20 protein-coding genes and 1 tRNA gene are annotated in these 26391 nt (G+C 39.9%); 10 read left to right on the top strand and 11 right to left on the bottom strand.

The features are described from left to right. The first annotated feature begins 85 nt into the window (after nt 1-85). Both dcd and NLF92_RS03760 read left to right on the top strand, forming a co-directional pair. Nucleotides 86-679, top strand: coding sequence for a dCTP deaminase (gene dcd / locus NLF92_RS03755; RefSeq protein WP_254099051.1), 594 nt, complete (start codon nt 86-88; stop codon nt 677-679). A 160-nt stretch (nt 680-839) separates the two neighbouring features. Next, nucleotides 840-1658 carry a mechanosensitive ion channel family protein gene (locus tag NLF92_RS03760; protein ID WP_254099053.1) on the top strand — a complete coding sequence of 273 codons (819 nt, stop codon included), beginning with the start codon at nt 840-842 and terminating at the stop codon, nt 1656-1658. Here NLF92_RS03760 and NLF92_RS03765 read toward each other — a convergent pair. The 7 genes from NLF92_RS03765 to NLF92_RS03795 all read right to left on the bottom strand — a co-directional run bounded on the left by NLF92_RS03765 (nt 1655) and on the right by NLF92_RS03795 (nt 9037). Beyond that, entirely contained in the window at nt 1655-2200 is a 546-nt protein-coding gene (locus NLF92_RS03765; RefSeq protein ID WP_254099055.1) for a DUF6436 domain-containing protein, read from the bottom strand. The genes NLF92_RS03760 and NLF92_RS03765 overlap by 4 nt on opposite strands. Next, nucleotides 2200-3678 carry a methyl-accepting chemotaxis protein gene (locus tag NLF92_RS03770; protein WP_254099057.1) on the bottom strand — a complete coding sequence of 493 codons (1479 nt, stop codon included), beginning with the start codon at nt 3676-3678 and terminating at the stop codon, nt 2200-2202. Before NLF92_RS03770 ends, NLF92_RS03765 begins: the two co-directional genes overlap by 1 nt. A 143-nt stretch (nt 3679-3821) precedes the next feature. Beyond that, nucleotides 3822-5093, bottom strand: a complete 1272-nt coding sequence (locus tag NLF92_RS03775; protein WP_254099059.1) for an ABC transporter permease — start codon at nt 5091-5093, stop codon at nt 3822-3824. Further along, complete coding sequence (locus tag NLF92_RS03780) at nt 5090-6295, bottom strand: efflux RND transporter periplasmic adaptor subunit (protein WP_254099061.1); 1206 nt, start codon at nt 6293-6295, stop codon at nt 5090-5092. Before NLF92_RS03780 ends, NLF92_RS03775 begins: the two co-directional genes overlap by 4 nt. Further along, nucleotides 6295-7257, bottom strand: a complete 963-nt coding sequence (locus NLF92_RS03785) for an HlyD family secretion protein (RefSeq protein WP_254099063.1) — start codon at nt 7255-7257, stop codon at nt 6295-6297. The genes NLF92_RS03780 and NLF92_RS03785 overlap by 1 nt, the downstream gene beginning before the upstream one ends. Nucleotides 7258-7307: 50 nt before the next feature. Next, a complete protein-coding gene (locus tag NLF92_RS03790; RefSeq protein ID WP_254099065.1) occupies nt 7308-8351 on the bottom strand; it encodes an HlyD family secretion protein in 1044 nt (347 codons plus the stop codon). Continuing rightward, nucleotides 8348-9037 carry an ABC transporter ATP-binding protein gene (locus NLF92_RS03795; RefSeq protein ID WP_254099067.1) on the bottom strand — a complete coding sequence of 230 codons (690 nt, stop codon included), beginning with the start codon at nt 9035-9037 and terminating at the stop codon, nt 8348-8350. The genes NLF92_RS03790 and NLF92_RS03795 overlap by 4 nt, the downstream gene beginning before the upstream one ends. 223 nt (nt 9038-9260) lie before the next feature. Between NLF92_RS03795 and ahr the strand changes: the two genes are divergently transcribed. Both ahr and NLF92_RS03805 read left to right on the top strand, forming a co-directional pair. Continuing rightward, complete coding sequence (gene ahr, locus NLF92_RS03800) at nt 9261-10268, top strand: NADPH-dependent aldehyde reductase Ahr (RefSeq protein ID WP_254099069.1); 1008 nt, start codon at nt 9261-9263, stop codon at nt 10266-10268. Between the two features lie 122 nt (nt 10269-10390). Then, nucleotides 10391-10467 (top strand) — tRNA-Pro (locus NLF92_RS03805). Nucleotides 10468-10661: 194 nt separating this feature from the next. Here the strand turns inward: NLF92_RS03805 and NLF92_RS03810 are convergent. Next, nucleotides 10662-11846: an acetyl-CoA C-acyltransferase family protein gene (locus NLF92_RS03810; protein ID WP_254099071.1), complete on the bottom strand. Its 1185-nt coding sequence runs from the start codon at nt 11844-11846 to the stop codon at nt 10662-10664. A gap of 265 nt (nt 11847-12111) precedes the next feature. On the opposite strand from NLF92_RS03810, the gene NLF92_RS03815 reads away from it, so the two are divergent. Then, nucleotides 12112-12252, top strand: a complete 141-nt coding sequence (locus NLF92_RS03815; protein ID WP_254099073.1) for a hypothetical protein — start codon at nt 12112-12114, stop codon at nt 12250-12252. Nucleotides 12253-12317: 65 nt separating this feature from the next. Here the strand turns inward: NLF92_RS03815 and NLF92_RS03820 are convergent, their stop codons facing one another. Together NLF92_RS03820 and NLF92_RS03825 are read right to left on the bottom strand one after the other, a co-directional pair. Next, entirely contained in the window at nt 12318-13088 is a 771-nt protein-coding gene (locus tag NLF92_RS03820) for a DUF3307 domain-containing protein (protein WP_254099075.1), read from the bottom strand. A gap of 300 nt (nt 13089-13388) precedes the next feature. After that, nucleotides 13389-13784 carry a hypothetical protein gene (locus tag NLF92_RS03825; RefSeq protein ID WP_254099077.1) on the bottom strand — a complete coding sequence of 132 codons (396 nt, stop codon included), beginning with the start codon at nt 13782-13784 and terminating at the stop codon, nt 13389-13391. A gap of 120 nt (nt 13785-13904) precedes the next feature. Between NLF92_RS03825 and NLF92_RS03830 the strand changes: the two genes are divergently transcribed. Together NLF92_RS03830 and NLF92_RS03835 are read left to right on the top strand one after the other, a co-directional pair. Continuing rightward, nucleotides 13905-14384, top strand: coding sequence for a hypothetical protein (locus NLF92_RS03830; RefSeq protein ID WP_254099079.1), 480 nt, complete (start codon nt 13905-13907; stop codon nt 14382-14384). 165 nt (nt 14385-14549) lie between these two features. Further along, nucleotides 14550-16220, top strand: coding sequence for an AMP-binding protein (locus NLF92_RS03835; RefSeq protein WP_254099081.1), 1671 nt, complete (start codon nt 14550-14552; stop codon nt 16218-16220). A 90-nt stretch (nt 16221-16310) separates the two neighbouring features. On the opposite strand, the gene NLF92_RS03840 is transcribed toward NLF92_RS03835, so the two are convergent. Then, nucleotides 16311-16964: a dUTP diphosphatase gene (locus NLF92_RS03840; RefSeq protein ID WP_254099083.1), complete on the bottom strand. Its 654-nt coding sequence runs from the start codon at nt 16962-16964 to the stop codon at nt 16311-16313. 188 nt (nt 16965-17152) lie between these two features. On the opposite strand from NLF92_RS03840, the gene recC reads away from it, so the two are divergent. Genes recC through recD form a run of 3 tightly spaced genes read left to right on the top strand, consistent with a single transcriptional unit; the run spans nt 17153 to nt 26318 of the window. Beyond that, entirely contained in the window at nt 17153-20491 is a 3339-nt protein-coding gene (gene recC / locus NLF92_RS03845; protein WP_254099085.1) for an exodeoxyribonuclease V subunit gamma, read from the top strand. Next, on the top strand, nt 20491-24366 hold the full coding sequence (locus tag NLF92_RS03850) for a UvrD-helicase domain-containing protein (RefSeq protein WP_254099087.1): 3876 nt from the start codon (nt 20491-20493) through the stop codon (nt 24364-24366). Before recC ends, NLF92_RS03850 begins: the two co-directional genes overlap by 1 nt. After that, nucleotides 24363-26318 carry an exodeoxyribonuclease V subunit alpha gene (gene recD, locus NLF92_RS03855; RefSeq protein ID WP_254099089.1) on the top strand — a complete coding sequence of 652 codons (1956 nt, stop codon included), beginning with the start codon at nt 24363-24365 and terminating at the stop codon, nt 26316-26318. The genes NLF92_RS03850 and recD overlap by 4 nt, the downstream gene beginning before the upstream one ends. Nucleotides 26319-26391: the final 73 nt, after the last annotated feature.

A 26391-nucleotide genomic window follows, 5' to 3' on the forward strand; every position in this document is an offset into this window, starting at 1 on the left:
AAAAAACTCTGTAAAAACGTTGCTTTACGCCAATTGTCCAAGGATAATACAAACATATTATGTACAATCCAAGAAGTAACTTATTATGCGCTTATGTGACAAAGATATTTATCAATACCTCCAAGCCGGTAAAATTAATATTTCTCCCGAGCCAGCATATGACCAAATCAGTGGTTTAACTGTAGATATGCGTCTAGGTAATAAGTTTCGCGTTTTTGAAGATCATGCTGCGCCTTATATCGACTTATCAGGAGCCAAAGCGGATGTGCAAGATCAGTTAGAAGCGGTGATGAGTGACGAAATTGTTATTGCTGATGACAAAGCGTTTTTTTTACATCCAGGTGAACTCGCTTTAGCGATTACGCACGAATCAGTGACTTTACCCGATAATATTGTGGGGTGGCTCGATGGCCGTTCTTCGCTGGCACGTTTGGGGTTAATGGTACATGTCACTGCACATCGTATTGATCCAGGTTGGTCAGGTAATATTGTCTTGGAGTTTTTTAATTCTGGTAAATTACCTTTAGCACTTCGTCCTGGCATGAAGATTGGCGCCTTGAGTTTTGAAGTGTTGTCTGCAGCAGCTGAGAAACCTTATAATGCACGTATCGATGCCAAATATAAAGGGCAAAATGGTGCTGTGGCCAGTCGTATCAACGAAGACCCTGCTCAGCAATAAATCGAGAAATATCCATTTACCGCGACATTGCTTTACACAGATACAGTCATGTGTTCAGTACTCGATTACACAGTAAAAATAATAGGACATATCTATGTGGGATACGACACAGCTATTTTTTAGTACCACCTTATGGCCTTTAGTGGAATCATACAAGTTTATGGCAACTTGTCTTATGTTGGTTATAGCTTTTGGTGTGCGGCATGCCATCGTCTTGTTAGTCATCAAAAAAAACGCCATTCCGACAAACCGTCGTTATAAAGTCAATTTATTCAAAAATATTGCGAATCTACTAATTTTGGTAAGTGTTGTCGCTTTTTGGGCTGCTGAGTTACAAAATTTAGCTTTTTCGATTGCGGCCTTTATGGTGGCGATTGTCCTAGCAACCAGAGAATTCATTCAATGCTTTTTGGGGTACATGTATGCAGTATCAGCTCGACCTTTTCGTGTTGGCGATTGGGTACAACTGAACAACATGTCAGGAGAAGTAGTTGAATTAGACTGGGCTAAAGTCACCTTACTTGAGATTGATGAATATTCTTCTGACTATACCGGCAGACATTTATACATTCCCAATTCACAAATTGTGACTAAGTCTGTCGTCAATTTAAACTTTTTAAAGCGTTATGCCTTACACAGCTTTATGGTGACATTAGAGCCGACAGCGAACCCTTACGAGGTATTACCACAGTTAATTGAACGAGCTCGGGTCTATTGTGAGCCCTTTAAAGATGTAGCTGAGCGTTATAAAAGTTATATTGAGCGGCAACTAGATACTGAATTTATTGAAATTGAACCCGTGGTGGAGATTGTGACGAATCAATACGCTAAGTTTCAAATATCGGTGACCTTATTCTGTCCAAGTGAACTGAAGCACGAATTACAACAAAGTATGACAGCTGACATAATGCAGTTTTGGTTTGCTAAGGCTGAAAATCAATCTCCTTTGCTAGAAAGTACCGATAGTCTTTTTGATTAAATAGGCCGATTTACCTGACAATAACACCCTTTAGTTTCTGTCGCGATGACAGGGCCGTGCAGCGGTGGATTTACCAGGTAGCGTTCACTATAACTGATGTCGGTCAAGCATCCTAGTCCGGCTGAATAGGGCCCTAAATAAGCTAAGTCACCGTGTGCATCAAAGATTGCTATTGCTGGTACTGAACTGATAAACGTTAGTAAACTCAGATGCTTATCTAGCAGAAGTTCTTGATATTGCAGATGATTGTTTTTCACATATTCTGCTGTCTCAGTGACATGCTGGCGGGCTAACAGTTCACAAAAACAGTTATCTGAGGTTCCTAGGTGCAGTACTAGATTTGTCGTATCTTGCTCTAGAATACGGTTAACTTCCAGAGTAAAATCCTTCTCAAATGCGACTGACATACTTGCCATATGTATTTTCTGGTGCGGGTCAAAGTCCGTTAACAAGCTCTCTTGAGTGAACATGAGACTCACAATAAAAATACCTATCCAAACTGGTAATAATCCAAACACTCCCCATTTTTCGGGCTGCGTCATTAAGTTTCAAAGCGAGTGAGTTGTTGGTTTAACAGGTTTATTTGTGCAGTTAAATCATTTAACTGGTATTGGTTGGCGTTAATCGCTTGAACCTGATTTTCTGTTGAACTGTGTAGTTCTTGCGCCGACTTAGCAATGGTATTAGACATACTGGACTGTTCTTCTGTGGCCGCTGCGACAGTTGCGATACGCTGGTTTAGATCATTCATTAATTGGTCAATGTTACTCACACGTTCATTGACGACCTGGGTGTTATGTAAACTATGCGCAAATTGTTCTGCACATGTCGACATACTGGTAACCGCTGTTTTAGCCTGGCCAGATAACAATTCTGTAATTTGGGTAATTTCTTCTGCGTTATGATTCGTTTTTAGAGCCAAGGCGCGAACTTCATCTGCCACCACGGAAAAGCCTCGCCCAAATTCACCTGCTCGCGCCGATTCTATAGCGGCATTTAGCGCTAGCAGATTAGTTTGGTCTGAAATGTTTTTTATAGACGTCATCGATGATTCAATACTTTGTACCATTTCGGCTAGAGACTTTATTGAATTTACGGCATTTTCAATATCATTTTTTAAACTCTCAGCTTCATGCGTATTTTCAGTTATGAGTGCTTTGGTTGATGTTGTCTCATTTTTGACTTCCCCACTGAGATGATTTATCCCGACTACATTTTCTGCTACTTCCGTATTGGCTGATGAAATTTGGGTTAACGATGAGGATATCTGCGACACATTTACTGCGTTACCTTGTAAACCCGTCAGCGTTTGTGCCGATGTGGATAAAAGTTGTTCAGATAACTCTGCAGAGCTGGAGCCACTGGTTTGGATAGTATTCACCAGCTCTCGTAATGCACTGAGTAACTTATTAAACTCATTAATAGCGACAGAAGTACCTGTGATGTTTTTGTTCGCTGCAATCTTGCCGTTCGTACACACTGCTTGAACGGCATCAGAAAGTAAAAGATTATCCTTTGATTCTTGTTCCATACCATGCGCAATGTGCATCAGTACTGCACCTTCGGCGATGGCAAAAAACGCATGTAGCATCAACATACTAAAAAGCAGATGGCCAGATTCAAAAACGAAGACTGGAGCGCCTGATAATTGTATAAAAAAGAAGCTGATGTGATGTAGGGCCACAACACCAACCGCGGTTAAAATAATTTTCCAGTCTCGATAGATACTTAAAAATGCCATGACAGTGAATATTTCAAAATGCATCTCAGTCAGACCCATCGTGAGATGAATATGTAGAGCAGTCAAAAGTTGTGTCGCTATCGCAACGGTGTGTCTAGAAACAAAAGAGTGGGGGGCTTTTAGTATCAAAATGAGAGCGGGTAATGCAGCTAATGTTGCTAGTGCTAACGCAAGAGTAAGTGTGCTGAAGTGTATTCCCAAGCCAACTGCAACAGCCCACTGAACAGCAATCACTCCTGCAAATATTCGGTTTGCTTTACTGTGCCACGGATAGTTCATAGGTTTTCTTTATTTTAGTATTCATTACCTTAAATGTAGACCAAAATAAGAGAATGCGTGGGTTATTACGCTAACCTAAAGTGTAAGAAATAACATACAGTATAACGAGATGGCAAAGGTATCACCGGCAACCCTCATTTCACTTAATCGCTGTGCAAGGCATCTATGGGGTTTAGTTTTGATGCTTTGATAGCTGGAAATACACCAAAACCAACACCGACGATCATGCAAATACTCAAAGAAAGTCCGATGGCAGTTGGCGACCAACTGACAGCCCAGTCGCTATAAAAACCAATAATCTCAGATAAAGCTAGGCCAAAGATCACTCCACAGAGCCCCCCTAATACAGATATGGTGAAGCTTTCTGCCAAGAATTGTAGACGGATGTCTTGTTGTGTCGCGCCGACTGCACGGAGTAAACCAATCTCTGTCGTACGTTCCATCACATTAGCAAGCATGATATTCATAATTCCTATACCACCAACCAATAGAGATATTCCTGCGACACAAGCCATTACAATATTAAAGATTTGCTGAGTTTGTTTTTGTTGGGCTAATAATTCAGCAGGGATAATAATATCGTAATCTTTGACACCAGCATGACGCATTTCCATAAGTTGAGTAACGGCCTTAGCCGCAACAACTGGATTCGCGGTAGGTGCAATACGTAGCTTCATACTATCAATCTCTGACGCAAGAGAATTATGTGCAAACTTTTTTAAAGCCGTGTTTAATGGAGTAAAGATGGTGTAGCGGTCACCACCAATTTTGACGCCTTGGAACTCATCTTTATTACCAGGTGGTGCTTGTAATACACCCACGACCTGTAACCAGACTTGGTTGACTTTAACAAACTGGGCAATGGGGTCGGTATCAGGAAAGAGCTCTTTAGCAGCATCCGCTCCTAACACTGCTACTTGGGCAAGACGCTGTTCATCTTCTCCGTTGGTATAACGCCCTGATATCAGTTTTAAGTTTGCATGGGTATAGTAGCGAGCAGACACCCCTAAAACACGAGCATCGGATTTGGCATAGTCTGAATAAACATCATAGCGTTTAATAATTTTACTGGCACTAAAATCACTCACGAAAGGCAAGGTCGAAACGGCTGCTGCGACATCTCCCATACTAAGACCTAGTGACTCTTCACGAATTTCTACTAATTCATCATCAGAAAATTCTTGTTCATTGATAATGATATTATTGACTCCCATAGAGTCGATGAGTTTTAACGCCTCTCGTTCAGCTCCTTCTCCGATGTTAAGCATAGCGATCACCGCACCTACACCAAAAATCATGCCTAGTAACGTCAAAAATGTTCTGAGTTTTTGCGCTGAGAGCTCTTTTAACGCATCTTTGATGAGAATAATGTACTGGGCAAAGCTGACTTTGGTAGTGCGTTTGAACGTGCTCATGAATCAGCTCCTTGGGTAACATTTAATGCACTTAAAGCAATGTTATCACCGTTACTAAGACCGGCAGTGACTTCAATAAAATACAAGTTTTTACGACCGGTAGTAACGGGTGTTTTCACAAATTCACCGTTCTGTTCGACCCAAACAAAACTATCTTCTTGGTCATAAATAACACTCTGGAGAGGCACAACCAAACTTGGTGTGGGTGATTTTACATGGATCTTTGCTGAAACCTTACGTCCTGGTTGTAAAACACGTATATCTGATTGTTCAATATCAGCGTTTAATTCATAAAACTTGATAGGGTTCCCTCGTGCGATAGAACGTGGAAATTTTGCAACTTTCGTTAATTTACCAGTAAATTTACGCTCAGGAAAAGCATCAAGGACGATATCGACATTTTGCCCAGTTGCTAAATCAATGGCATCGTTTGCTTGGACATATAGTTTGGTTTGTAAGTTATCCAGATTAGGAATTTGAGCGATGGGGCTACCAGGGAACACGGTATTGCCGACAGCAGGTTTTTCCCCACGGCGATCTTTGACATATACCAAGAGGCCAGAATGACTAGCTTTAACTTCGAGTTGTGACAACGCAGCATCATATCTTTTGACTTTTGCGGCAAAGCCTTTCTTTTTGATATCCAGCACAGACATTTCTGAGGCATGTTGTTCTAAAACACTGTCTTCTTTCCAATCTAAAAACTCATCTTTTGCTTCCAAAAAATCGCGATTTTGTAAGGTATCAATAATTTCTAGTTGTGAATATAAACGCAGGTCATCAATGGCAAATTTATCGACAAATGCAAACTCTTGTGCAACAAATGCCTGTTCTGACAAAATATCTTGTTTTTCTTGGCTCTGTGCAGCGTTTGACTTGATGATGTCTTGCTGAATTTTGAGCATGGCAAATTCTTCTTCACGTTTTGAACGGGTAATTTGCTCAGCGTCAAAACGTGCAATCACATCTCCAGCTTGGACTTGAGTATTCTCTGGAGCTAGCCAGGCAATCATCATAGGTCGCCGACCTGGAGCAATAATTTTTTTGGCATCAGCCGCTTCTATTTCCCCCTGAGCTTCGATGGTTATACCAAATGCTTTTTCAGTAACAGTATAGACAGGAGTAATGCTTTTAGGCGGTTGGGAGCATGCAGTGAGTCCTGTTATCAATAACCCCAAAGTTACGAATGTGGGTAATCTCATCAAAATTCCTCCTTAGCTAAAGGAATGGTAACGTTGGCTTGCATACCTGGACGCATAATTTCGGTATCTAAATTGTCTAAAGTGATCCAGACATCAAACACAATTTTTTGATTACGAGTAGATTTTTGTCTGTATGCTTGCCCCTTACTGGTAATGACTCCGGTGAAGCTGCGCTCTGGGTAATTATTTAGTACGACTGCAACTGTTTGGCCGATGAAAACTTTAGTCGTATCTGCTTCATCCACTTCCATTTTAATAGCGAGATTTTCCAAGGAAGGTATTTCAATTAAACTTGCGCCCATAAAGACCGTATCACCTACTGCATGTTTATCCCCGTCACCGTTCGTGTTAATGACCACGATCCCTGCAGAGGGACTTTTAATCGTTAGTTTATCGATACTTGTTTTGATTTCGTCTACTTTGGACTGGAAACTGGTGATCCGAGCTTCTTGGACCTGTTGATTCACGATGCGTCTAGCTTTGTGTTCATCCAAGCGCTGTTGTGCTTGGGCTGACCGCACTTGAGCGATTGCATAGTCAGCTTGTTGTTTACGTCTCTCTATTTCTGAACGAGAGACATCGGTAATTTCAACTTTGCGTTTTGCTATGTCCATGTTCATATTTGCTTCAGCAAGCGCCAAGCGTAAATCTTCTTCGCGAGCTGCGTCTTCGAGGAGTAATTTCTCAAGTTCTTTTTTGGCAGCATCGAGTTCCGACTGTCTGGTTAAAAGACGATTGCGTAGATCTTGCCCATCAAATTGTAAAAGAATGTCCCCAGGTTTAACAATCTTATTTTCTGGTGCAATTTTCTGAATTTTGTATTGCCACATTCTTGAAATGTTAGGAGGACCGATATTCACATTTTGCAATGATTGTAGCTGGGCTGGGATCACTAATTCATGTTTCACAGAGAGCTCGGTTGCTGATTGGTTAGATTCTCCACAACCACTCAGGACAACCATGCATGTCAGACCGAAAACGCTAAAAGATCTCAATATAGAATGTCCATTCATCATAGTTTAGCCACTTGTTCTGGTGTAATACGAACGCTCATACCCGGGTAGAGCGTCCGTTTGGGGAGGCTTCTGAAAGATATTTCAACAGGGAAATAGGCAGCATTACTCAGTTGTGGTTTATTTTCAGCTTGGCTAGAAATCTTAGTGATTTCACCGGTATAGGCTTCACCTGGGAATGCATCAAATGTAATGTCGACGCTCTGTCCTTGACTAAGTTGTATAGCATCAATCTCGTGCACAAACGACTCAACAATAAAATCCGTACTGGCTTGTACATCCAAAACTTTCCAACTGGGTTGAACATTCATACCTGATTTTACTTTGGTACCATACCATGGGTGAATGGAATACGTCACTGGACCGGTGTGTTGTGCTACGACATTGAGTTTGGTCAATAGATTTTCATAATACACAATATCTTCTTTGGCTTTATCGATATCAAGTTGTTTCTTGGCTAGCCCAGAAATACGCTGTTTTTTGGATTTTTCCAATGCCTCTGCAGCTTTAATTTGTTCCATCAACGCTCTTTCCAAAGCAAGCTGATCTTGGCCTCTTTGGTACTCAGTAATGGTATCTGATGTCACTGAAACTGGAATTTTGGCTCGATCAACTAACATCTTTGCTACTTTTAAACGACCCTCTGCTTCGGTGTATTCTTGGTTCAAACTCATCTCTAGTTGCTGGTATTCCAGTTCTAATGCTTCCAAGCGTTCTTGAGTTTGTTCTAAAAGTGCTTGTTCGGTAGCACCGTCAAACACCGCGACTAATTCTCCTGCATTCACAACAACTCCTTCTTCGGCCATCCATTGAATTTGGATCTGCCAGCGAGAAGCCCGTGGCGCAACCACAACCTGTTTGGCTGATGAACTCACTTTACCACTGAGAATGAGAGGCTGAGAATTGGCATAACTAGTATGAGTAAACCCAACCATACTAATGAAGCAAACTAAAGCTAACAGGGACCTAGGGACTGTTATACGTAGCGATTGATAATGCTGGAATGCTTTTAATAAAGCCGTTATGTGGACTTGTATTTTCATAGAGTACCTGTTTGATTTTGGGTATCTTCGATAACCTGGCCGTCTTTCATACGTATAACACGTTGTGCATAATTTGCGATTTCTTGTTCATGGGTTACCATCACGATCGTTTGTCCTGCTTGATGCAACTCTGTCAACAAAGCCATGATCTCATCTGATGTTTTACTGTCTAAATTCCCTGTTGGTTCATCTGCAAGTATCACACTGGGTTCGTTGATGAGAGCCCTTGCAATAGCTACACGCTGGCGTTGACCACCAGACATCTCAAAGGGTTTATGATGTTTTCTATGACTCAAACCAACCCGTTCAATTAAGTTATTTGCACGCTCTTGAGCGACTTTGTCCGACACATCACTATACCTAAGCGGTAAAGTAATATTACCAACCACGTCTAATTTAGGTAAAAGGTGAAACGTTTGGAAAATAAAGCCTATGTATTTATTGCGAATGTGTGACAGCGTATCATCATCTAATTCAGCTACGTTGTTGCCATCCAAATCATACTGTCCAGATGTTGGCGTATCCAAGCACCCTAATACGTTCATCAGCGTTGACTTACCTGAACCTGAAGTCCCCATGATCGCTACGAATTCATTTTGGGCGATTTGCAAAGAGACGTTGTTCAGAGCAGTGACAAGCTCTTCGCCATTTTGGAATGTTTTGGTGATAGAGTCTAATGTGATCATAGTTAGGTTTACTCGATATTTTAATCATGATTATGCTAAGAAAAATACGGATTAAGCTAGGATGAGTTTGTAAGTATTTGTTGCAAGCGCTTAGTTATGAACTTTACAACCTTACAAAAAGTATTAACAATGTTGATATTTCACAGAATACGTCATTAAGAACAAAACATTTTCAGCCAACAAGTCCCCATTAACAGGGACAAAATTATACGGTAGCCATTCCATGATAAAAGCTTTTGCAGCAACAGGTCCTACATCAGAGTTAACGCCATACGAATTTACATTAAATGAGTTAGGTGCTCACGAGGTCGATATCGATGTCGCGTACTGTGGTGTTTGTCATTCGGATATTTCTATGCTGAAAAATGAATGGGGGATAACAGCTTACCCCTTTGTTGGTGGGCATGAAGTCGCTGGAACCATCAAAGCAGTAGGGGCACACGTTAAGAGTTTTAGGGTTGGCCAAAAAGTGGGGCTAGGATGGCAATCGGAATATTGTTTAGACTGTAGCCCATGTCACTCAGGCGACCAAAATTTATGTCGTAGCGCCAAAGGGACTATCATAGGGCGTCATGGCGGTTTTGCAGAAGTGGTTCGAGCGCACAGCTCAGCGGTTGTTGCATTACCTGATGAGTTAGACATGAAAGTGGCAGGGCCCATGTTTTGTGGTGGTATCACCGTTTTCAACCCATTAGTCCAATTTGATATTAAACCGACAGACAAAGTGGCAGTTATTGGGATTGGTGGTTTAGGGCATATTGCTTTGCAATTTTTACATGCTTGGGGGTGTGAGGTGACTGCATTTACCTCTAGTGATGCTAAAGCTCAAGAAGCATATACCTTAGGCGCGGATTATGTCATTAATTCGACCTTATCCTCAGAACTGGAAAAGGCAGCAGACTCTTTTGATTTTATTATTTCCACAGTGAATGTGAAGTTGGATTGGAATGCGTATTTAGGTACTTTAAAACCCAAAGGACGATTACATTTTGTCGGAGCGACTTTAGCACCGCTTGATATTGGTGTATTTAACTTAATTGGTGGACAGAAGAGTGTCTCTGGTTCACCCGTAGGCGCGCCAGGAACCATTAAGCAAATGCTTGATTTTGCTGTACAACATAAAATAGCACCTCAGGTCGAAGAATTTGCATTGTCTGATATTAATGCTGCTATAGCGCATTTGGAATCTGGCCAAGCTCGTTACCGAGTTGTCTTAAAAAACGATTTGTAAGAATAATTATTTAAAAAAGCGCTAGTAATCAGAATGGTTTTGCCTATAATACGCGTGCTTTTGTTTGAAGCACGCCTGCTTTTATTAAAAGTACGCCTTCTAAAGTATTGGCAATTATAAATCGGTGTGTGGCGCAGCTTGGTAGCGCACCTGCATGGGGTGCAGGGGGTCGGAGGTTCAAATCCTCTCACACCGACCATTTCTCGAAATAATTTCCCTAAATCTACCATCTCGGAAAATATTGCCTTTCCGGTTTATTTCAAATAGCGATTGGTATTTATTCATACTACATTTGCACCAAACATAGTATGAATAGATTAAAAAATGCTTGTCTGGACGACACTGGTAGGGTGTAGTGGTCTGTTCCAAAAACAATCAGAACAGACTTTTTTTCTACATGCGTTCAAATATAACCGCAATACCTTGACCACCACCAATACACATTGTGGCTAAGCAATAACGACCACCAACACGATGCATTTCATGAATGGCTTTAGTAGCAATCACTGCGCCTGACGCACCAATTGGGTGTCCTAGTGCAATTGCACCACCGTTAACATTTGTTTTGGCTGGATCTAAATCAAGACCACGAGACACTGCAATCGCTTGTGCGGCAAATGCTTCATTTGATTCAATCACATCAATATCGTTAAGCGTTAAGCCAGCTTTTTTCAGCGCAGCTTGGGTCGCAGGAATTGGGCCTTCACCCATGACGTGGTTCGGTACACCAGCAACTGCATAAGATACCATACGTGCCATTGGTTGTAGATTGTTGGTATTAGCATAAGCTTCTGACGCGAGGGTTAAGAAAGAAGCTCCATCATTGATACCCGACGCATTACCTGCTGTCACTGTACCGTCTTTCTTAAATGCCGGGCGCATACCTGATAATTTTTCTGCAGTAGTATCTGCTTTTAAATGTTCATCAACATTGAAAATGGTTTCACCACGACGGGATTTTAAAACAACATCTGCGATTTGATCTTTGAAATAACCAGCATCGATAGCGGCTGCTGCACGTTGATGAGATGTGGCTGCAAACACATCTTGTTCTTCACGGCTAATATCCCACTTTTCAGCAAGGTTTTCCGCAGTAATACCCATGTGACCCACACCAAAAGGGTCGGTTAATGCGGCTACCATCATATCGATCATTTGACTATCACCCATGCGAGCACCCGAGCGCAGTGCTGGAGATAAATAGCCGGCACGTGACATGTTTTCAACGCCACCACCGATCGCTAATTGGTGATCCCCAAGCATGATTCCTTGCGCTGAGTTCACAACTGCTTGTAGGCCAGAGCTACATAGACGGTTTACAGCCATTGCAGTTGAGTCTAGGCTCATACCAGCTTGCACAGCGGCAACACGAGCGACATAAGGGAAACGAGATTCAGTTGGAATACAGTTACCGACGACAACTGATTCAAATTGGTCCGCGGCAACACCTGAAGCTTCGATGCTTGATTTTAGTACTTGGCCAGCTAATTCAGCTGGTTCAATTGATTTTAAACTTCCATTAAAAGTACCAATGGCAGAACGTTTGGCACTTAGAACAACTACACTATTTTGGCTCATTTTTTTGCTTCCAAATCCTATGAAATGATGAACTTGAATCGTGACTTGCCTTCAAATCCTATGTAAATATGTTGTGGTGATAATTTAACCACAAACTTACTTTATAGGTTTTTATCTATAATTTGAATGCTTAAGGGGTAGACATTGGTTGTAATTGAGTGGATTTTGTTCATTAGTTACCCATTTTCATAAGCAAAAAGATTGAAGTTTATTTTAAAAATACCGATATTTAATAAGGTAAGGATACCTAATTAGAGAAAGGATAATGAAAAAATATCAACGTTTTGATGATTACCTATTTGACGAAGAACAATCTGACTCGTCCAACAGAAAAAAACACAAAAGAGAAAAAGAGAAATCTTTAGCTGACAAGCGAAGAAAGAATCGTCAGCCTGATTTTGTTTAAGTATCTTGCGACACGCTTACTCAAATATGCACTTTGCGTCAAACTAAATATAGGGGGCGTGAAATTTAGGTAAACAGATATAAAACAACACCTAAACCGACCGCCAAGCCATGGTTTGCGAGAAAATAACTGTAGTTAAAGACTTTTCTGGCGCTATATTGTTCAGCTGTGTCTGTTTTAGAGAAGGGTAGTAACTGGTAATACGTCCACGTCAAATGCAAGCTGATCAAAAAAGTTGCTAGAATAAATTGTCCTGTACCCACTATAATCACGCTCGTTAATCGAGCGATAGCCCCAGAGTTGATATTATTAAAAATCTCACCATCATTTTCAGCAATACCAATGTCTTTATTTTGCGTCAAAGGCCGAAAAAATACCATGTAAGAAATGCCCGTTGGATTCCCCAAAAATAATAGCGTTAGCCCCCATGCTAAGAAACTGATTTGCTCAGTATGGTTAAACGGTAAAAAACTAAAACTCGGCACTATTAAATCAGGATAAAACTGTATAAAACTCGCCGCTGTTATCGCAAGTACAACAAAATGTCCTAATTGATCGGCAATATAATAACGCGCAGTAAAGGTTTGGTATGTCTTCCAAATATCAATCGCATAGTGTGTAGTAATGATAAATACCAAGGCGAATGTGCTTAGCCAAGTCCACTGTGCTAAGGCAATGTACAAAGCGCATGAAGTTAGACCTACATGGACCAAAATGTGATAAAACAATCCAATCGATTTTTCATGATGTTGTACTTTACACATTATCCAAGTGTGTCGCTGAAGATAATAATCTGCCAGGTGATGTGCAATCAATAAAGAGAGAAAAAGCATCATAGAGATGTCGCCTTGTTAGACCTCGATTAGTCTATTGGAGAAGTCAGTAGGAATACTAATATATTAGCAATAAAAAGACGTGCTTGCATACTGGCGCAAAGCCTAGGTATGTCGGATATTTTTACAATCTACTCTGCATAGATTTACCATCAACTAAAAAGAACCATGTCGAAGTGATTAAAATCATTATTAATCAGTAAGTTAAAATTTAATCTAAGAAATATAAATTCTTGGCCCAGCTCATGCAGTACCTCTATGGTGAGATTCAGGATGGTTTAAAGCAATCTGACAGTAAAAGGGTTAGGGTAGCGACTTCAAAGTATGACTTTCTTTTTGTCGACGATTTTCAAGTGTTTTAGATGGGTAAATGGTTGAAATACACCAATTAACGATATAAAGCAGGCTACTAATTCCAAAGAAGCTGATAAAAATTAAGAAAGTATCAGTAGTAACGACTAAACTTATCTTTTCACTCACAAGTAAAAGCAGATTGGCAAGTAAGCCAGACAGATACAAAGTCACTAGCACGTCATGGACTTTGTAACTCGGCAGTATTAATGGAATAAGCGTTAACAGTGAAATCACCATATAGTGATTATGAAAAAGAGTTTGGTCATATAAATACCAAACCAAAAACGCGACAAAGGCATAGCTAGCGCTGGTTGCAAAACTAATAAGTAACGTTAAACGGCGCATTTGTTTTCCTTGTCTATGTAAACATTTTGTCTATTAAATGTAGATGGCTTTTCCATGATTGCCATTTTTTGTACCGCACTTTTAAAGAGTTGAGGTGCATGTAATGTTGTGAGGTTACTCTTGAAAACAAACACTCTTCATATTATTTTTATTTTAAGCTTCATGTATGTATCTGACGCCCAAGCTGATTCTTTATCCAAATTTTGGCAAAACACTACGACAGAGCACAATTATTATTCGCAACAATTTTCTGATGAGTTAGCTGTTGCATCAGATGAGATGAATTTAGGGTTACCAGCTTTAATAGATCCTAATACGCGTTTGAATAAAACGAGTGTGGAGGGGGGAGCATTTGTTTTTCATTACACGTTAATCAAATTCTCTCTAGACGACATCAATACTCAGTTGTTTGCTGCGACGATGGGGCCCGAACTACATAACTCAGTCTGCTTAAGTGAAGAAATGCAGATGTTACTCAATATGGATGTCCCTCTTATTTATACCTATACTGGGCATGAAGGTAACGATATTGCCAGTATCATGATTAATCAATCTAGCTGCAATCGTTACAAAGAAAACTTAGCCTTAGTCAATTCGTAAAATTTATTCTCAAAAAATTTACAAACCAGACCGATAATATCCATGTATAAATTGATATAGATGGATTTTGTCGTATTTTCGATTCAATTCCTTACATTTTGTGTGTGGTTTTTTGCAAAATAATCGGTATTATCCATGTTAATAAGAAGTAAAAAAGGACAGGCTATGCCATTAGATACTGTAGCAACAACCTCGACAGACCTAAAAACCCCTGTAGAAATGCTCTACAAGTGGGAACAAGAATGCCCCGACACTGTATATTTAAGGCAACCACTGAACGGTCAGGTTAGTGATTTTACTTGGCTGACTGTGTCAACTCAGGCCCGGAAAGTTGCGGCACAACTACGTGCGATGAATCTCGAACCGGGTAGTCGTATTTGTATTTTTTCTAAAAACTGTGCGGAATGGTTCATCACTGACCTCGGTATTATGTTAGCCGGTCATGTCAGTGTACCTATCTTTGCTACAGCGGGTGCCGAAACGATCAGCTATGTATTGAACCATGCAGACGTTAAGTTAATGTTTGTGGGACGGATGGACAATTATGCGCAGAGTCTAAGCTATATTCCTGATGGAGTGCCCACAGTCTCATTTCCATATCCAGAATTAAATATTGGCACTAGCTGGTCTGACTATATGGATATTGCACCTATATCAGATAATCCTGTTCCTGATTTAGATGATTTAATGACAATTATTTATACCTCTGGCAGTACTGGTCAGCCAAAAGGTGTTATGCATAGCTACAAAACGATTAATTGGGCCGCTAGTGCGTGTTTAGACGATTTAGCTGTGAGTGCCGCTGATCGCGTTATGTCCTACCTTCCTCTCGCGCACATTACTGAACGAGTAATTGTTGAGCTAGCAAGCTTTTATTCTGGCATGCAAATTTCATTTGTCGAATCATTAGAGACATTTAACCGTGACGTTGTTGCACATAGGCCTACATTGTTTGTCTCCGTACCTCGCTTATGGACTAAGTTTCAGATGGGGATTTTGGCTAAAATGCCACAGAAAAAGTTAAACATTCTGTTAAGCATTCCTATTTTAAATAACGTGATCAAAAAGAAAATTGTCAGTGCTTTAGGCATAGATCAAGCACGACTTTGGGCGAGTGGTTCAGCGCCATTGGCACCACCTGTTATAAAATGGTTTGAACGTTTAGGCGTTAAAATTTCAGAAGGGTGGGGCATGACCGAAAACTCTGCATTTGGTACAGCGTCTGTTCCTTATCGCTCTGATAAAGTCGGGTTTATTGGTAAAGCATATAATGGCGTTGATATTCGTATTTCGGATGAAGGTGAAATCCAAGTCAAAGCGCCATGTAATATGCTTGGTTACTACTTAGAGCCAGAAAAAACAGCTGAGACATTTACCGAAGATGGCTATTTAAGAACAGGCGATAAAGGAGAAATAGATGCAGACGGTTATGTCAAAATCACAGGCCGTTTGAAAGAAATCTTTAAGACGTCTAAAGGTAAGTACGTTGTTCCAGCACCGATAGAAGGTAAAATTTTAGAAAATACTAACGTCGAGCAAGTGTGTGTGACCGGGAATAATTTACCACAACCGATTGCGTTAATGGTTATGTCAGAAGAAGCGGCTAAATTATCAGAAGATGATTTGACTACCTCTTTAACAGCGACATTAGAAAAGGTGAATGCTGGTTTAGAGAGTCATATGAAACTTGACCATGTTGTGGTGTTAAAAGATGAATGGACCATTGATAATGGTTTATTGACGCCGACTTTGAAAGTAAAACGTCATGTGTTGGAGCAGCAATTTTCGGATATCATTGCGACTGAATTCAAACAAAAAGTGGTCTTTGTTGGTTAGGCAGCCTGCGCTAAATTGCACTGTGATATTTTGTATTAAAACTTAATGGGGCCCTAAGAATAATGTTGTTCTTAGGGCATTTTTTATGGTTTAGCCTGGGTATCTTTGTTGCAAACCGTTATATACATTTTCTGCATAGGCGCTATTAGTGGGATCTGTTTCATCCAAAACTTCGACTAAGTGCTCGTTGTCCTCCCGACCATGCCATTCTTTGCTATATGTACCATCTTTATAACCGTGGTCTTGACGGAAAAAGTTAAGGATGTTTTTGCCGACATATTGTCGGAAAAGCTCATCTGAAGATAACTCACATTGCTCAATGATGCGCATAAATAAACTGACATCAAAACGCTTAGCTGCGGCTAAACCGGTCATTAATTCTAAATTATCTAGTAAACCTTGTTCATTAAAAGTGTAGGTTTTTCCATCGAATTCCAGTTGTGTAGATTGCTCTGCTAAAAGCATAGCGATTTGTTTAGCAGAAGCGTTAATATCGCCTTGATAGGAAATAATTATATGAGATAGTGCAAAATGCCAAATATCCACACATTCCATTTGTAATTGTGGTAAATCTTTGGTCTGTGCTTTCCACCATTTCCAGCCATGGTGTTCAATCGCTTCCACCGATTCAACCATCGCCGCTCGCATGAAACCATAGCCAGCATTTAACCAGTCTGGATTTACCTTTGAGTTCATTTTATTTTGGAGATCTAGCATGATTGCAAGTTGTTCAGCTGTTAACATACGCTTTCCTAATGAAAAATTTTAAAGTATTTTAAACGCTTAATATTTGTAGGTATAGTTTTATTTAATTGCTGAATTATCATGGTTTTAAAAATTAATTTGTAGAATGGTTTGCAATTGTTTAAGCACCAGTCTAGATTATTAGTACTGTTTATTTATACATGCGTTGTGTAAAAGGATGCTCCTGTATGTTCCATCTTATTCCGTCGAATCGACAAGAACACCTGATTACAATGCTTCAAGCTATTCTTAATGAAGAGCACAAAGCCAGTGGAGCAGATCCTTTTACTCCTGCTACCATCATTGTTGAAAGCCAAGGGATGAAGCATTATGTGAGTCTGTCTTTAGCTCGGGCCGGTGGTATAGCGATAAATATAGAGTTCCCGCTTCTTTCCAGAGCTATTTATAATCTATGTCGAACGATTTTGGGGGAACAAGCCATCCCTAAAGAATCTATGTATAAGCGTGAGATTTTAGTTTGGCGTATTTTAGAGTTACTCAATGATGAACACATATGTTCTCGTGCGGAAATGACCGCTGCAGTGGCTTACTGGCAAAATGCGAAACATGTTACCGATGCCAAATATGCATTGGCAAAAGAACTCGCAGATGTGTATGAGCAGTATATCCAGTTTCGTCCTGAATGGATTGCAAAATGGTCCCAAGGAAGCCTTGAAGATGATTTACCCGAGCACTTACAAACTTGGCAGCAGTATATTTGGTCGCTCTTGGTTAAAGAAAATGGACAAGTACCAGTCGCTTTGATCAACGAGGCAATGCAAAGTCTAGATAGCACAGTAAATCAGTTACCAGGACAACTTTTTATTTTTGCTGTCAATGCGTTGACTCCCAAGCAGCTAGAGTTTTTTCAATGCATAGCACAAAAAATCGATATCTATTTTTTTCAGATTAATCCATGTATGGAGTTTTGGGGAGACTTACAATCTGACCGCGCTAGAGCAAAATCAGCGATCAGCAAATCGATTATCTCGCTACAAGACGAACACTCAACAAATGCCTTATTAGCTAACTTAGGCCAGCAAGGTCGCAGTTTGTTTAATCAATTCCAAAGTGCTGAAATTCAAGACATAACAGAGTCTGCGTTATTTGGTGCTGCCTTTTCGAATGTTGAATTTACTCAAGATGATACTCCATCAGAACAACACATATCACTGTTGCACAGTGTACAACAAGGTATGTTAGAGCTGAGTAAACCGGATATTCCTATCCTACCCAATGATCAAAGTATTTCGATTCACAGTTGTCATTCTGTTATTCGAGAAGTGCAAGTACTGCATGACTATTTATTGGGACTTATGCAAGCAGATCCTGAGCTTAAACCGCATGATATTATTGTCTTGTGCCCAGCGGTAGAGGATTACGCGCCATTTGTCGATAGTGTCTTTCGCAGACCGTTTGCACCAACTAGCTCGGATAACCCAAGAATTGTTTGTTCCATTGCGGATCGGGCACCTCTAGATGCCGATCCAATGATAGCGATGTTTTTGGATTTACTGGATCTTCCTGATAATCGTATGGTGGCTAATCATTTACTCGATTATCTGCGTCTTCCTGTCATCCAAAAGTCTCTCAAGTTAACACCTTCTGATGTTGAGCAGATTAGTGAGTGGGTTACCGCAGCGAATATTTACTGGGGGTTTGATGCCGCCCATAAAAGTGAGTTGTTAGGGCAAAGTCAGGATGCTGTATATACTTGGTTGTGGGGGATTGAACGCATATTCAAAGGCAGTATGAGTGCTCCAGAAGATTTAGATGAATCTCTAGCTTGGTTATCTTTAGTCGACGGTCACGGCTGGTCAGTACTTGGTCGTTTACAGCACTTCTTGATGGCTCTGCAAGATATTCGAGAAGAATTGACCAAGCCTCGGACTGCAATTGCTTGGTCTGAGTACCTTAAAACTCAGCTTTTACCCTTATTGTTTGATGAATTTAGTCGAAATGAACACTCTTATCTGACCCTTGTTAAGGGCATTGGTACGGTTATCCAAGCAATATCCGCTGCACAATATAGCTCTCCACTCTCTTTGTCTATTATCAAAGAGGAACTCAATAACAAGTTCAGTATTCCAGATGCATTGAATCAATTTAATACGGGCCAGGTTACTTTTAGTTCTATGGTGCCGATGCGTTCTGTTCCTTTCAAAGTCATTTGTATGTTGGGACTAAATGATGGTGTTTTCCCTCGCGTCACACAGCGATCTAGTATTGATTTGATGCACTATAGCCCCGCAATTTTAGGGGATCGATCACGCAAGCATGAAGATAGATACTTGTTTTTAGAAGCTATAGTTTCAGCACGACAAGCACTATATATTAGTTATCAAGGGCATGATCAATATACTAATCAAGTTCGTGAACCAAGTTTAGTTGTGTTTGAACTCTTAACATTTCTAGAAAAAACTTACGGTCTAAAAAAACAAGTCCAAGAGCATAAATTACAACCATTTAATTTAGCTTTGTTCGATGAGAAGAATCCGATTTCTTTTGCGACACCATGGTTAGACTTACAAACTAGAGAATCCACTCCGTCCAATAATATTTTTACGCATACCATACCTGAATTTCTATCAATTCAAGATATAGTAAAATTCATAAAAGACCCCGTTAATTACTTTGTTGAATTTAATCTGGGTTTTAAAGTTGATAAATATTCAGATATGCATAGTGATGTTGAACCATTCTTATTAAGTAATTTAGTGACGTATAAACTACGACAAACTTTGATTAATAGAGGTATACAAGCCGGTGATAGTGACTTGTCACAAGTCGGAGAAGAGTGTATCACCCACTTTGTTAGTAGTGGTGATATTCCACCAAATCAAAAGTACAACAAGATTTTACAAGGTTTTTCTCTTCTTGAGATACCTAGTCGCTTTGTCTCTGAGACGACTGAGATGCGTTTTGTCGAAGTAAAACTAGATTTTGAGGGTACCACAATATTACTGAGTGATAATTTGCCATTTAACGCACAAAATGAACTGTATTTTGAGCGACGTCATCGCCCAGATGGCCACAGTAGATTATATTATTTGTTGAGTCATTGTTTGTCGGTGCTAGAGCTGGAACAGGGAATAAATAGCCAAGCTCAATTTTTTGATGTGTTTTGGGATAAAGAAAAAGAAGTGGCCAAAGACTTATCAGTGAGATTGACACTCACACCAGAGGATATTGATCCAGATTTTGCAGTGCTCATTTTACAAAAAACCATAGCGCTATATATGAGCGGGATTAATTGTGGTCTCATTCTAGACCATCAAGCAATATTCAAGGCCATTGATGGTGCCGCCAAGAAAACAGAGTTTATTCCCCCAACTAATGCAGAGATTGATGCTTTGTATACGAAAGCACTCAATACATTAATTGTCGAAGAAAAAGACAAAGCATTCAATTCTGTTTTTTCTTCAGAATACGTCATACCAGATACACAAAAGGAGATTCTATCTGAATGGATATCTCTTTTTAAACAACTACCAAGTCTAGTTGGTAAAGCATTAGTGGAGAAATAATGATGTCACAAGTCTTCAAAAAACCACTTGCGGTTACCCAAATGAACTTATCTGGTGTTCATCTAATTGAGGCGAGTGCCGGCACAGGGAAAACATTTAATATTACTAGGATTGTGATGCGCTTGTTGCTTGAAACAGAGTATACCATTGATCAAATACTAGTGGTTACCTTTACTAAAGCGGCTACTCAGGAGTTAAAAAATAGAATTGCAGCGACACTCAATGAGTTTAAATCTGCCTTAGAGTCTGAGCAAGAGAAGTGGCTCACTCAGTCACCGACTGATACAGAATTAAGCTATCAATACCTAAAAGAAGATGTACTAACTCAATACATGAGTCCGTGTCGCAGTTCTGCTGATGTGCTTGAGTACTTACAACAAGGTATAAAAAAGTTGTCGGGTTCTGCGTTGTTGTTAGATGAAGCACCTATCCATACCATTAATGCGTTTTGTCAGCGTGAACTCTCGCGTATCAGTTTTATTTCAGGTTTGCCTTTTGAGTTTAATATAGAAAATTCTACTTTGGACTTAGAGCTTGAATGCATTCAAGATGAATATCGCCGTTTAGTCTCAAATCAACAAAATATTGAGATTTTAACTGAAGCCAAAGTAGATACTCCTGAACGATTTTATCAGGCTTATGGTCAGGCTATTGCGAGTGAATTACCGCTGCGATTTGCAGACCAAAAACAACTTGAAGAGGAACTTTCTTCTGGCTTAAAGGAATTGGTAGACAGCCCGGAAGTGAGCACTGTACACAACATATTGAATCAGTACTATCTTAGATATCAAAGTATGGTTAATGAGGCATTGAACAAAACCAAACCGCCGAAATTTGCTTATACCACAATGGATGCCTTGGATGCGTTATTAGCTTGGTACGATAATCCTGATTTGACTGTTGAGATCCCCGCACTTTCTAAAGTTCTGAGTGGCAATATACATATTCCCAAATTAACAGATGATCCAGACGAAAAACAGAGGATTAAAGATGCTGTTGAGCAATATCAGAACTTTACTAAAAAACTGAAGAAGATGCATGCTCAATATGCCGGTGGAGATTGCTCCAGAATCGCAGAGCGAAACGAGTTTATATTTGAACTTATTTTAAAGTTAAAACAACAAATAGCCGAAAAAAAGACTCATGCAAATGTACTGGGTCACAATGATACGGTTCGACTTTTTGCAAAAGCTATTCATCATGGTTCTGAAGACTTACACAATCAACTCCGTAATACCTATCCAGTTGCCTTAATTGATGAATTCCAAGATACCGATAATTATCAATATACGATTTTTTCTGAATTGTACCCCAGACAAACTACAAATATGTTATTGATGATTGGTGATCCTAAACAGGCAATTTACGGTTTTAGAGGGGGAGATATATTTACATACCTGAATGCCTCTCAAAATATTGATTATGCATGGAGTATGCAAAAAAACTATCGTTCTACCCAAGCAATGATTACTGCATACGATCTTTTATTTTATGGGATCGACTTATCGGTATTAACGACTGCAGAGGTCATCGCAAAACTCCCACCTGCAGACCAAAACCATGAAACTACTTGTAGAGATGTATCGAGTACTACAATGGAATGTGCTACAGAGAGAACGTTAGCAAGTACAGCTGAACACACAACGGAGAATACCAAGGATATTCGCATTCAAGCCTCGGCAGAAAAGACTCATGAAGGGGGCTTAAATCGGGCTGAGATTTTTGGGGAAAATATTTCAGCGCCATGGATTTATCCGGGTAAACCAAAGTTAAAAGGGCTGTCTGAAGGCACCCCCCCCATTCAGTTTTTCTATCCGGAAGAAACATTTGATGAAGAATTTAAATCCGGGAACAACACTTACAAAGATGCAGCGTCTATTTGGGTGACGAATGAGATTATTCGTTTGTTAAAGTCAGTCAGTAAGTATGATGACGACGAGTTAAAGCAAATTGCTCCCAAGGATATTGCTGTTTTAGTAAGAGGAAAATCTGAAGCTAAACAAATACAAAACGCTTTAGCAAGGTCTGGTTTAAAGTCAGTCTATTTATCTAATAAACAGAGCGTCTTTGCTAGCCAGGAAGCCCAACAAGTCCTAGCATTTCTCAATGGCTTACAACATTATCGAAATACCAAAAAAGTACTTCAGGCATGTGCCACTGAACTATGGGGATTGTCTTTGACTGAAGTGTCAGCACTTCAGGATGTCATGAGTTCAGCATATGACGAAAATGTTGAGGCTTTAGTGAATTATGCGAATATGTGGCAAAAATCAGGTATTTATTCACTATTAACAGATGTTTTAAAAGAACGTTTCACGTCACGTAAAGCAGTGTTATCTAGAGAGCGACAAGTAACCAATTATTTGCACTTGGCTGATATTTTACAAGAACAAAGCAAATCGTTGACGCAACATGGTGCATTGATTTCATGGTTAGCGACACAAATACACCTCCAAGAAGCAGATGTGAGGGTTAATAATGACGACATATATATTCAACGCTTAGACTCAGATGATGAATTAATAAAAATTGTCACTATTCATGGCTCTAAAGGACTGGAATACCCAGTGGTTTTTGTTCCTTTTGCTGGTTTTGCACCCTATCAAAAAGAGCAAGAGGTATTACAATACCAAACCTTCATTTCAGGAAAAAAACAACAAATCGTTCAAGTCGGCAAATCTGTAAATGCTGAGAAACAGCAACAAACACAAGATTTTGCTGAATTAACACGCTTACTTTATGTAGCTGTAACGAGAGCTGCATTTCGTTGTTATATTGGCTTGGGTAAACCTTCGGAGTTTTGTAGTTCAACCGTTTATACTGCGTTAGGCATACATGCTGATAAACCTCAATCTATCCTTTCGAGTTTAGAGACAATTCAAGGGTTACACTCCGATAGCTTTGTCTTTCATCCTTATTCAATAGCGATAGAAGAAGAAAAAATAGAGGAGACAAATCATACCATACAGTATAAAAGCGCTATTTTTTCAGGCAACACAAGTATGCAGTGGGAAGTGCAGTCATTTAGTAAAATCACCCGCCAACATACCTTCACCGACCTCAATGAAAAAGATCGTGAACAAGATGAAAAAGCACAGCCTAATAAAAGAGTAAATAGTGATTTAATACGTTTTACGCTGCCCAAAGGGGCTAATGCAGGGAACTTATTACACAATATCTTAGAAGATCATGAATTTTGTCAGCCATTTAATTTGGCTGAGCATGAAGAGCACCTTAGCATTTTTGCTGATACGCATAATCAACAGGTAAAAACAGAAGACTTGGTTGAGTGGTTTGAAGATATTTTAGCTAGTCCAATTCAGGTATCGAATCCATCAAAGGATAACGCTTGCGATACATTTTCGTTACGTGATTTAACGCATACATTAAAAGAACCGGAGTTCTATTTCCCTCTAGCTTCAGTTAATGTTGCTGATTTAGCCAAACTCTTGGGAGAGCATCGACGTAGAGAGCTTGCTGCGAAGAGTGACCATATATTGAATGGGATGTTACATGGTTTTATCGATTTATTATTTGAATATAACGGGAAATACTATGTTGCAGATTACAAATCAAACTATTTAGGTGATTCTCTTGAGATGTATGACTCCCAAGCCATGACGCAAGCCATCGAAGCACACGATTACGATCTTCAATATTTGATTTACACTTGGGCCTTGCATCAAATGTTATCGCAGAAGCTACCTAACTATGCTTTTTCTGAACATTTCGGCGGCGTATATTATTTCTTTTTACGAGGAATGTCTTGTTCGGGTCCAACTATGTCAGGTATATACCAAAAACAGATCACCCAAGAAGAGATAGCTAGTTTGACCCGTATTTTCGGCACAGACAAAGAAGGGGATACAGCATGACATTAACATCATTAATGCAAGTAAACCCACATTTACAAAACTGCCTAAACGATCCAGGTGTGATCGCAAATGCTTATCGTTTTGTGAGTTTTTTTGATTTACCAGAAGAATATGTGCCTACTGCAGAGGTGATTGCTGCTAGTGTTTATGATCATTTAGCAAGAGGACATAGTTGTTTACCTTTAACAAGACTACAAGAAGATATATGGTTTTCAGGGCATATAAATACGGAGAATAATCTCTCGAAAAACAGTGACCACTATGACATTAGTTCACTGCAAGAAAAAATGTATCCGGGTGTGATAATTGCCAACCTCCCATACTTTGACGAAGCATTATCAGCACTCACTACTGCCAGTGCTCCATATCATTTGGTTATTGAATTTGATGCGATTTATATGCGTTCGTATCAATCCTTAGAAACGAAGATTGCTGAACTCTTAATAGAAAAAAATCAGGTTTCTTGTACACCATCATCCGGCAATTCCGATGCTGTACTGCATAAATTGACAACAATTCTCCCTTTACTCTTCCCTGAGGGAGTCATTAACAATACTCAAGCACTTGCAGTAGGGAACGCTTGCCATAGAATGTTTAGTATTATCAATGGAGGACCTGGTACAGGTAAAACTTACACTGCAGCACGTGTATTGTTAGCCTTAAAGTTCCTATCACCACAGGCAAAAATTGCTTTAGCGGCTCCGACGGGGAAAGCCGCTCAACGGCTGGGTGAATCAATTGATGCGGCACTTGAGGTTTTTAACTATCATCCAGTACTAGGAGAGAGTGCGCAACATATCCCCAAAACGCCAACTACTGTGCATCGACTCATTGGTACTGGCGGCCACTCAAAGCATGCCAAATACCATCGTCAAAACCCTTTGCCCTTTGATGTCATTATGGTTGATGAAGTTTCTATGCTGGATCTTCGGATGACTGAAATGTTACTACTTGCATGTAAACCCAAAGCGCGAGTTATTTGGTTGGGAGATAGCGCTCAACTACCCTCTGTAGATGTAGGGTGTGTTCTTGAAGATCTGGTAGGGACTATCGCAAAACAAACAGCATTATCGCGTTCAAAAGTTACCGCTGATTGGTTAACTGCTTTGACGGGTACCTGTATTTCAGAATCATCAAAACCTGATTATGACCATGTGATTACCCTGACCAAAAACTATCGTTCACTAAACCACATCAATGATATGGCAAATGCGATACTTGCAGGAGAATACTCAGCATTTCATCAAGCTTATAATTCAGCTGAAAAAATATCTTCTAGCTTTGTCGAATTAGAAAAAATGGTAAATGAAAATCAGGCCTTACAATGGCACGCTTCCGACTATACTGCTTCAGTAGGACAGTTAATTAAGCAGTTGGCGAGTCAATATTTTGCTAAAATCGCACAGCAAAACACCATTAGTGAAGCATTAAGCTTGTTACAAGACTTAAAGATCTTAACGCCCATGCGTCGGGGGAAACTGGGTGTCGAGGATATTAATTCGCTAGTGATAAGTACATTGGATGCAAAAGCCTCAGTACTTGAGCCTTGGTTTAAAGGTTTACCGATTATTGTTTTGCAGAATGATCATGTAACACGACTAAATAATGGAGATGTCGGGATTGTCTGGCCCAATGATAAAGGCGAACTCGTTGCTTTTTTTCCAGTGAATGATGGTCAATATAGGGTCATTCATCGTTATCGACTACCTGTTTTTGAGCCTGTTTATGCTATGACCGTCCACAAGTCTCAAGGCAGTGAGTTTGCGAACGTCGTGCTTGTTTTGCCGGAACAACATAACGAACTGTGCCATAAGGAGTTATTGTTTACAGGTGTCACAAGAGCTCGCAGTCATCTTATGTTGACAGCTCATAAACCAGTATTAGAAAAAACCTTAATTACGTCACAGAAGCGTGATTCCTATTTGAGTCAGCGCATTTTTGGTGGAGCATAATCTGCACACTTGCGCATATAACTGGTATACTGTAGTTTACGCGCCTTGCTATACCGCAAGGCTTTACTACAAG

This window comes from Opacimonas viscosa, from assembly GCF_024199005.1.
Lineage (GTDB): Bacteria > Pseudomonadota > Gammaproteobacteria > Enterobacterales > Alteromonadaceae > Opacimonas > Opacimonas viscosa.

Excerpts from the sequence above, each read along its gene's own strand:
- dcd (WP_254099051.1), top strand. The coding sequence starts at position 86 with ATGCGCTTATGTGACAAAGATATTTATCAATACCTCCAAGCCGGTAAA.
- NLF92_RS03760 (WP_254099053.1), top strand. The coding sequence starts at position 840 with ATGGCAACTTGTCTTATGTTGGTTATAGCTTTTGGTGTGCGGCATGCC.
- NLF92_RS03765 (WP_254099055.1), bottom strand. The coding sequence starts at position 2,200 with ATGACGCAGCCCGAAAAATGGGGAGTGTTTGGATTATTACCAGTTTGG.
- NLF92_RS03770 (WP_254099057.1), bottom strand. The coding sequence starts at position 3,678 with ATGAACTATCCGTGGCACAGTAAAGCAAACCGAATATTTGCAGGAGTG.
- NLF92_RS03775 (WP_254099059.1), bottom strand. The coding sequence starts at position 5,093 with ATGAGCACGTTCAAACGCACTACCAAAGTCAGCTTTGCCCAGTACATT.
- NLF92_RS03780 (WP_254099061.1), bottom strand. The coding sequence starts at position 6,295 with ATGAGATTACCCACATTCGTAACTTTGGGGTTATTGATAACAGGACTC.
- NLF92_RS03785 (WP_254099063.1), bottom strand. The coding sequence starts at position 7,257 with ATGGTTGTCCTGAGTGGTTGTGGAGAATCTAACCAATCAGCAACCGAG.
- NLF92_RS03790 (WP_254099065.1), bottom strand. The coding sequence starts at position 8,351 with ATGAAAATACAAGTCCACATAACGGCTTTATTAAAAGCATTCCAGCAT.
- NLF92_RS03795 (WP_254099067.1), bottom strand. The coding sequence starts at position 9,037 with ATGATCACATTAGACTCTATCACCAAAACATTCCAAAATGGCGAAGAG.
- ahr (WP_254099069.1), top strand. The coding sequence starts at position 9,261 with ATGATAAAAGCTTTTGCAGCAACAGGTCCTACATCAGAGTTAACGCCA.
- NLF92_RS03810 (WP_254099071.1), bottom strand. The coding sequence starts at position 11,846 with ATGAGCCAAAATAGTGTAGTTGTTCTAAGTGCCAAACGTTCTGCCATT.
- NLF92_RS03815 (WP_254099073.1), top strand. The coding sequence starts at position 12,112 with ATGAAAAAATATCAACGTTTTGATGATTACCTATTTGACGAAGAACAA.
- NLF92_RS03820 (WP_254099075.1), bottom strand. The coding sequence starts at position 13,088 with ATGATGCTTTTTCTCTCTTTATTGATTGCACATCACCTGGCAGATTAT.
- NLF92_RS03825 (WP_254099077.1), bottom strand. The coding sequence starts at position 13,784 with ATGCGCCGTTTAACGTTACTTATTAGTTTTGCAACCAGCGCTAGCTAT.
- NLF92_RS03835 (WP_254099081.1), top strand. The coding sequence starts at position 14,550 with ATGCCATTAGATACTGTAGCAACAACCTCGACAGACCTAAAAACCCCT.
- NLF92_RS03840 (WP_254099083.1), bottom strand. The coding sequence starts at position 16,964 with ATGTTAACAGCTGAACAACTTGCAATCATGCTAGATCTCCAAAATAAA.
- recC (WP_254099085.1), top strand. The coding sequence starts at position 17,153 with ATGTTCCATCTTATTCCGTCGAATCGACAAGAACACCTGATTACAATG.
- NLF92_RS03850 (WP_254099087.1), top strand. The coding sequence starts at position 20,491 with ATGATGTCACAAGTCTTCAAAAAACCACTTGCGGTTACCCAAATGAAC.
- recD (WP_254099089.1), top strand. The coding sequence starts at position 24,363 with ATGACATTAACATCATTAATGCAAGTAAACCCACATTTACAAAACTGC.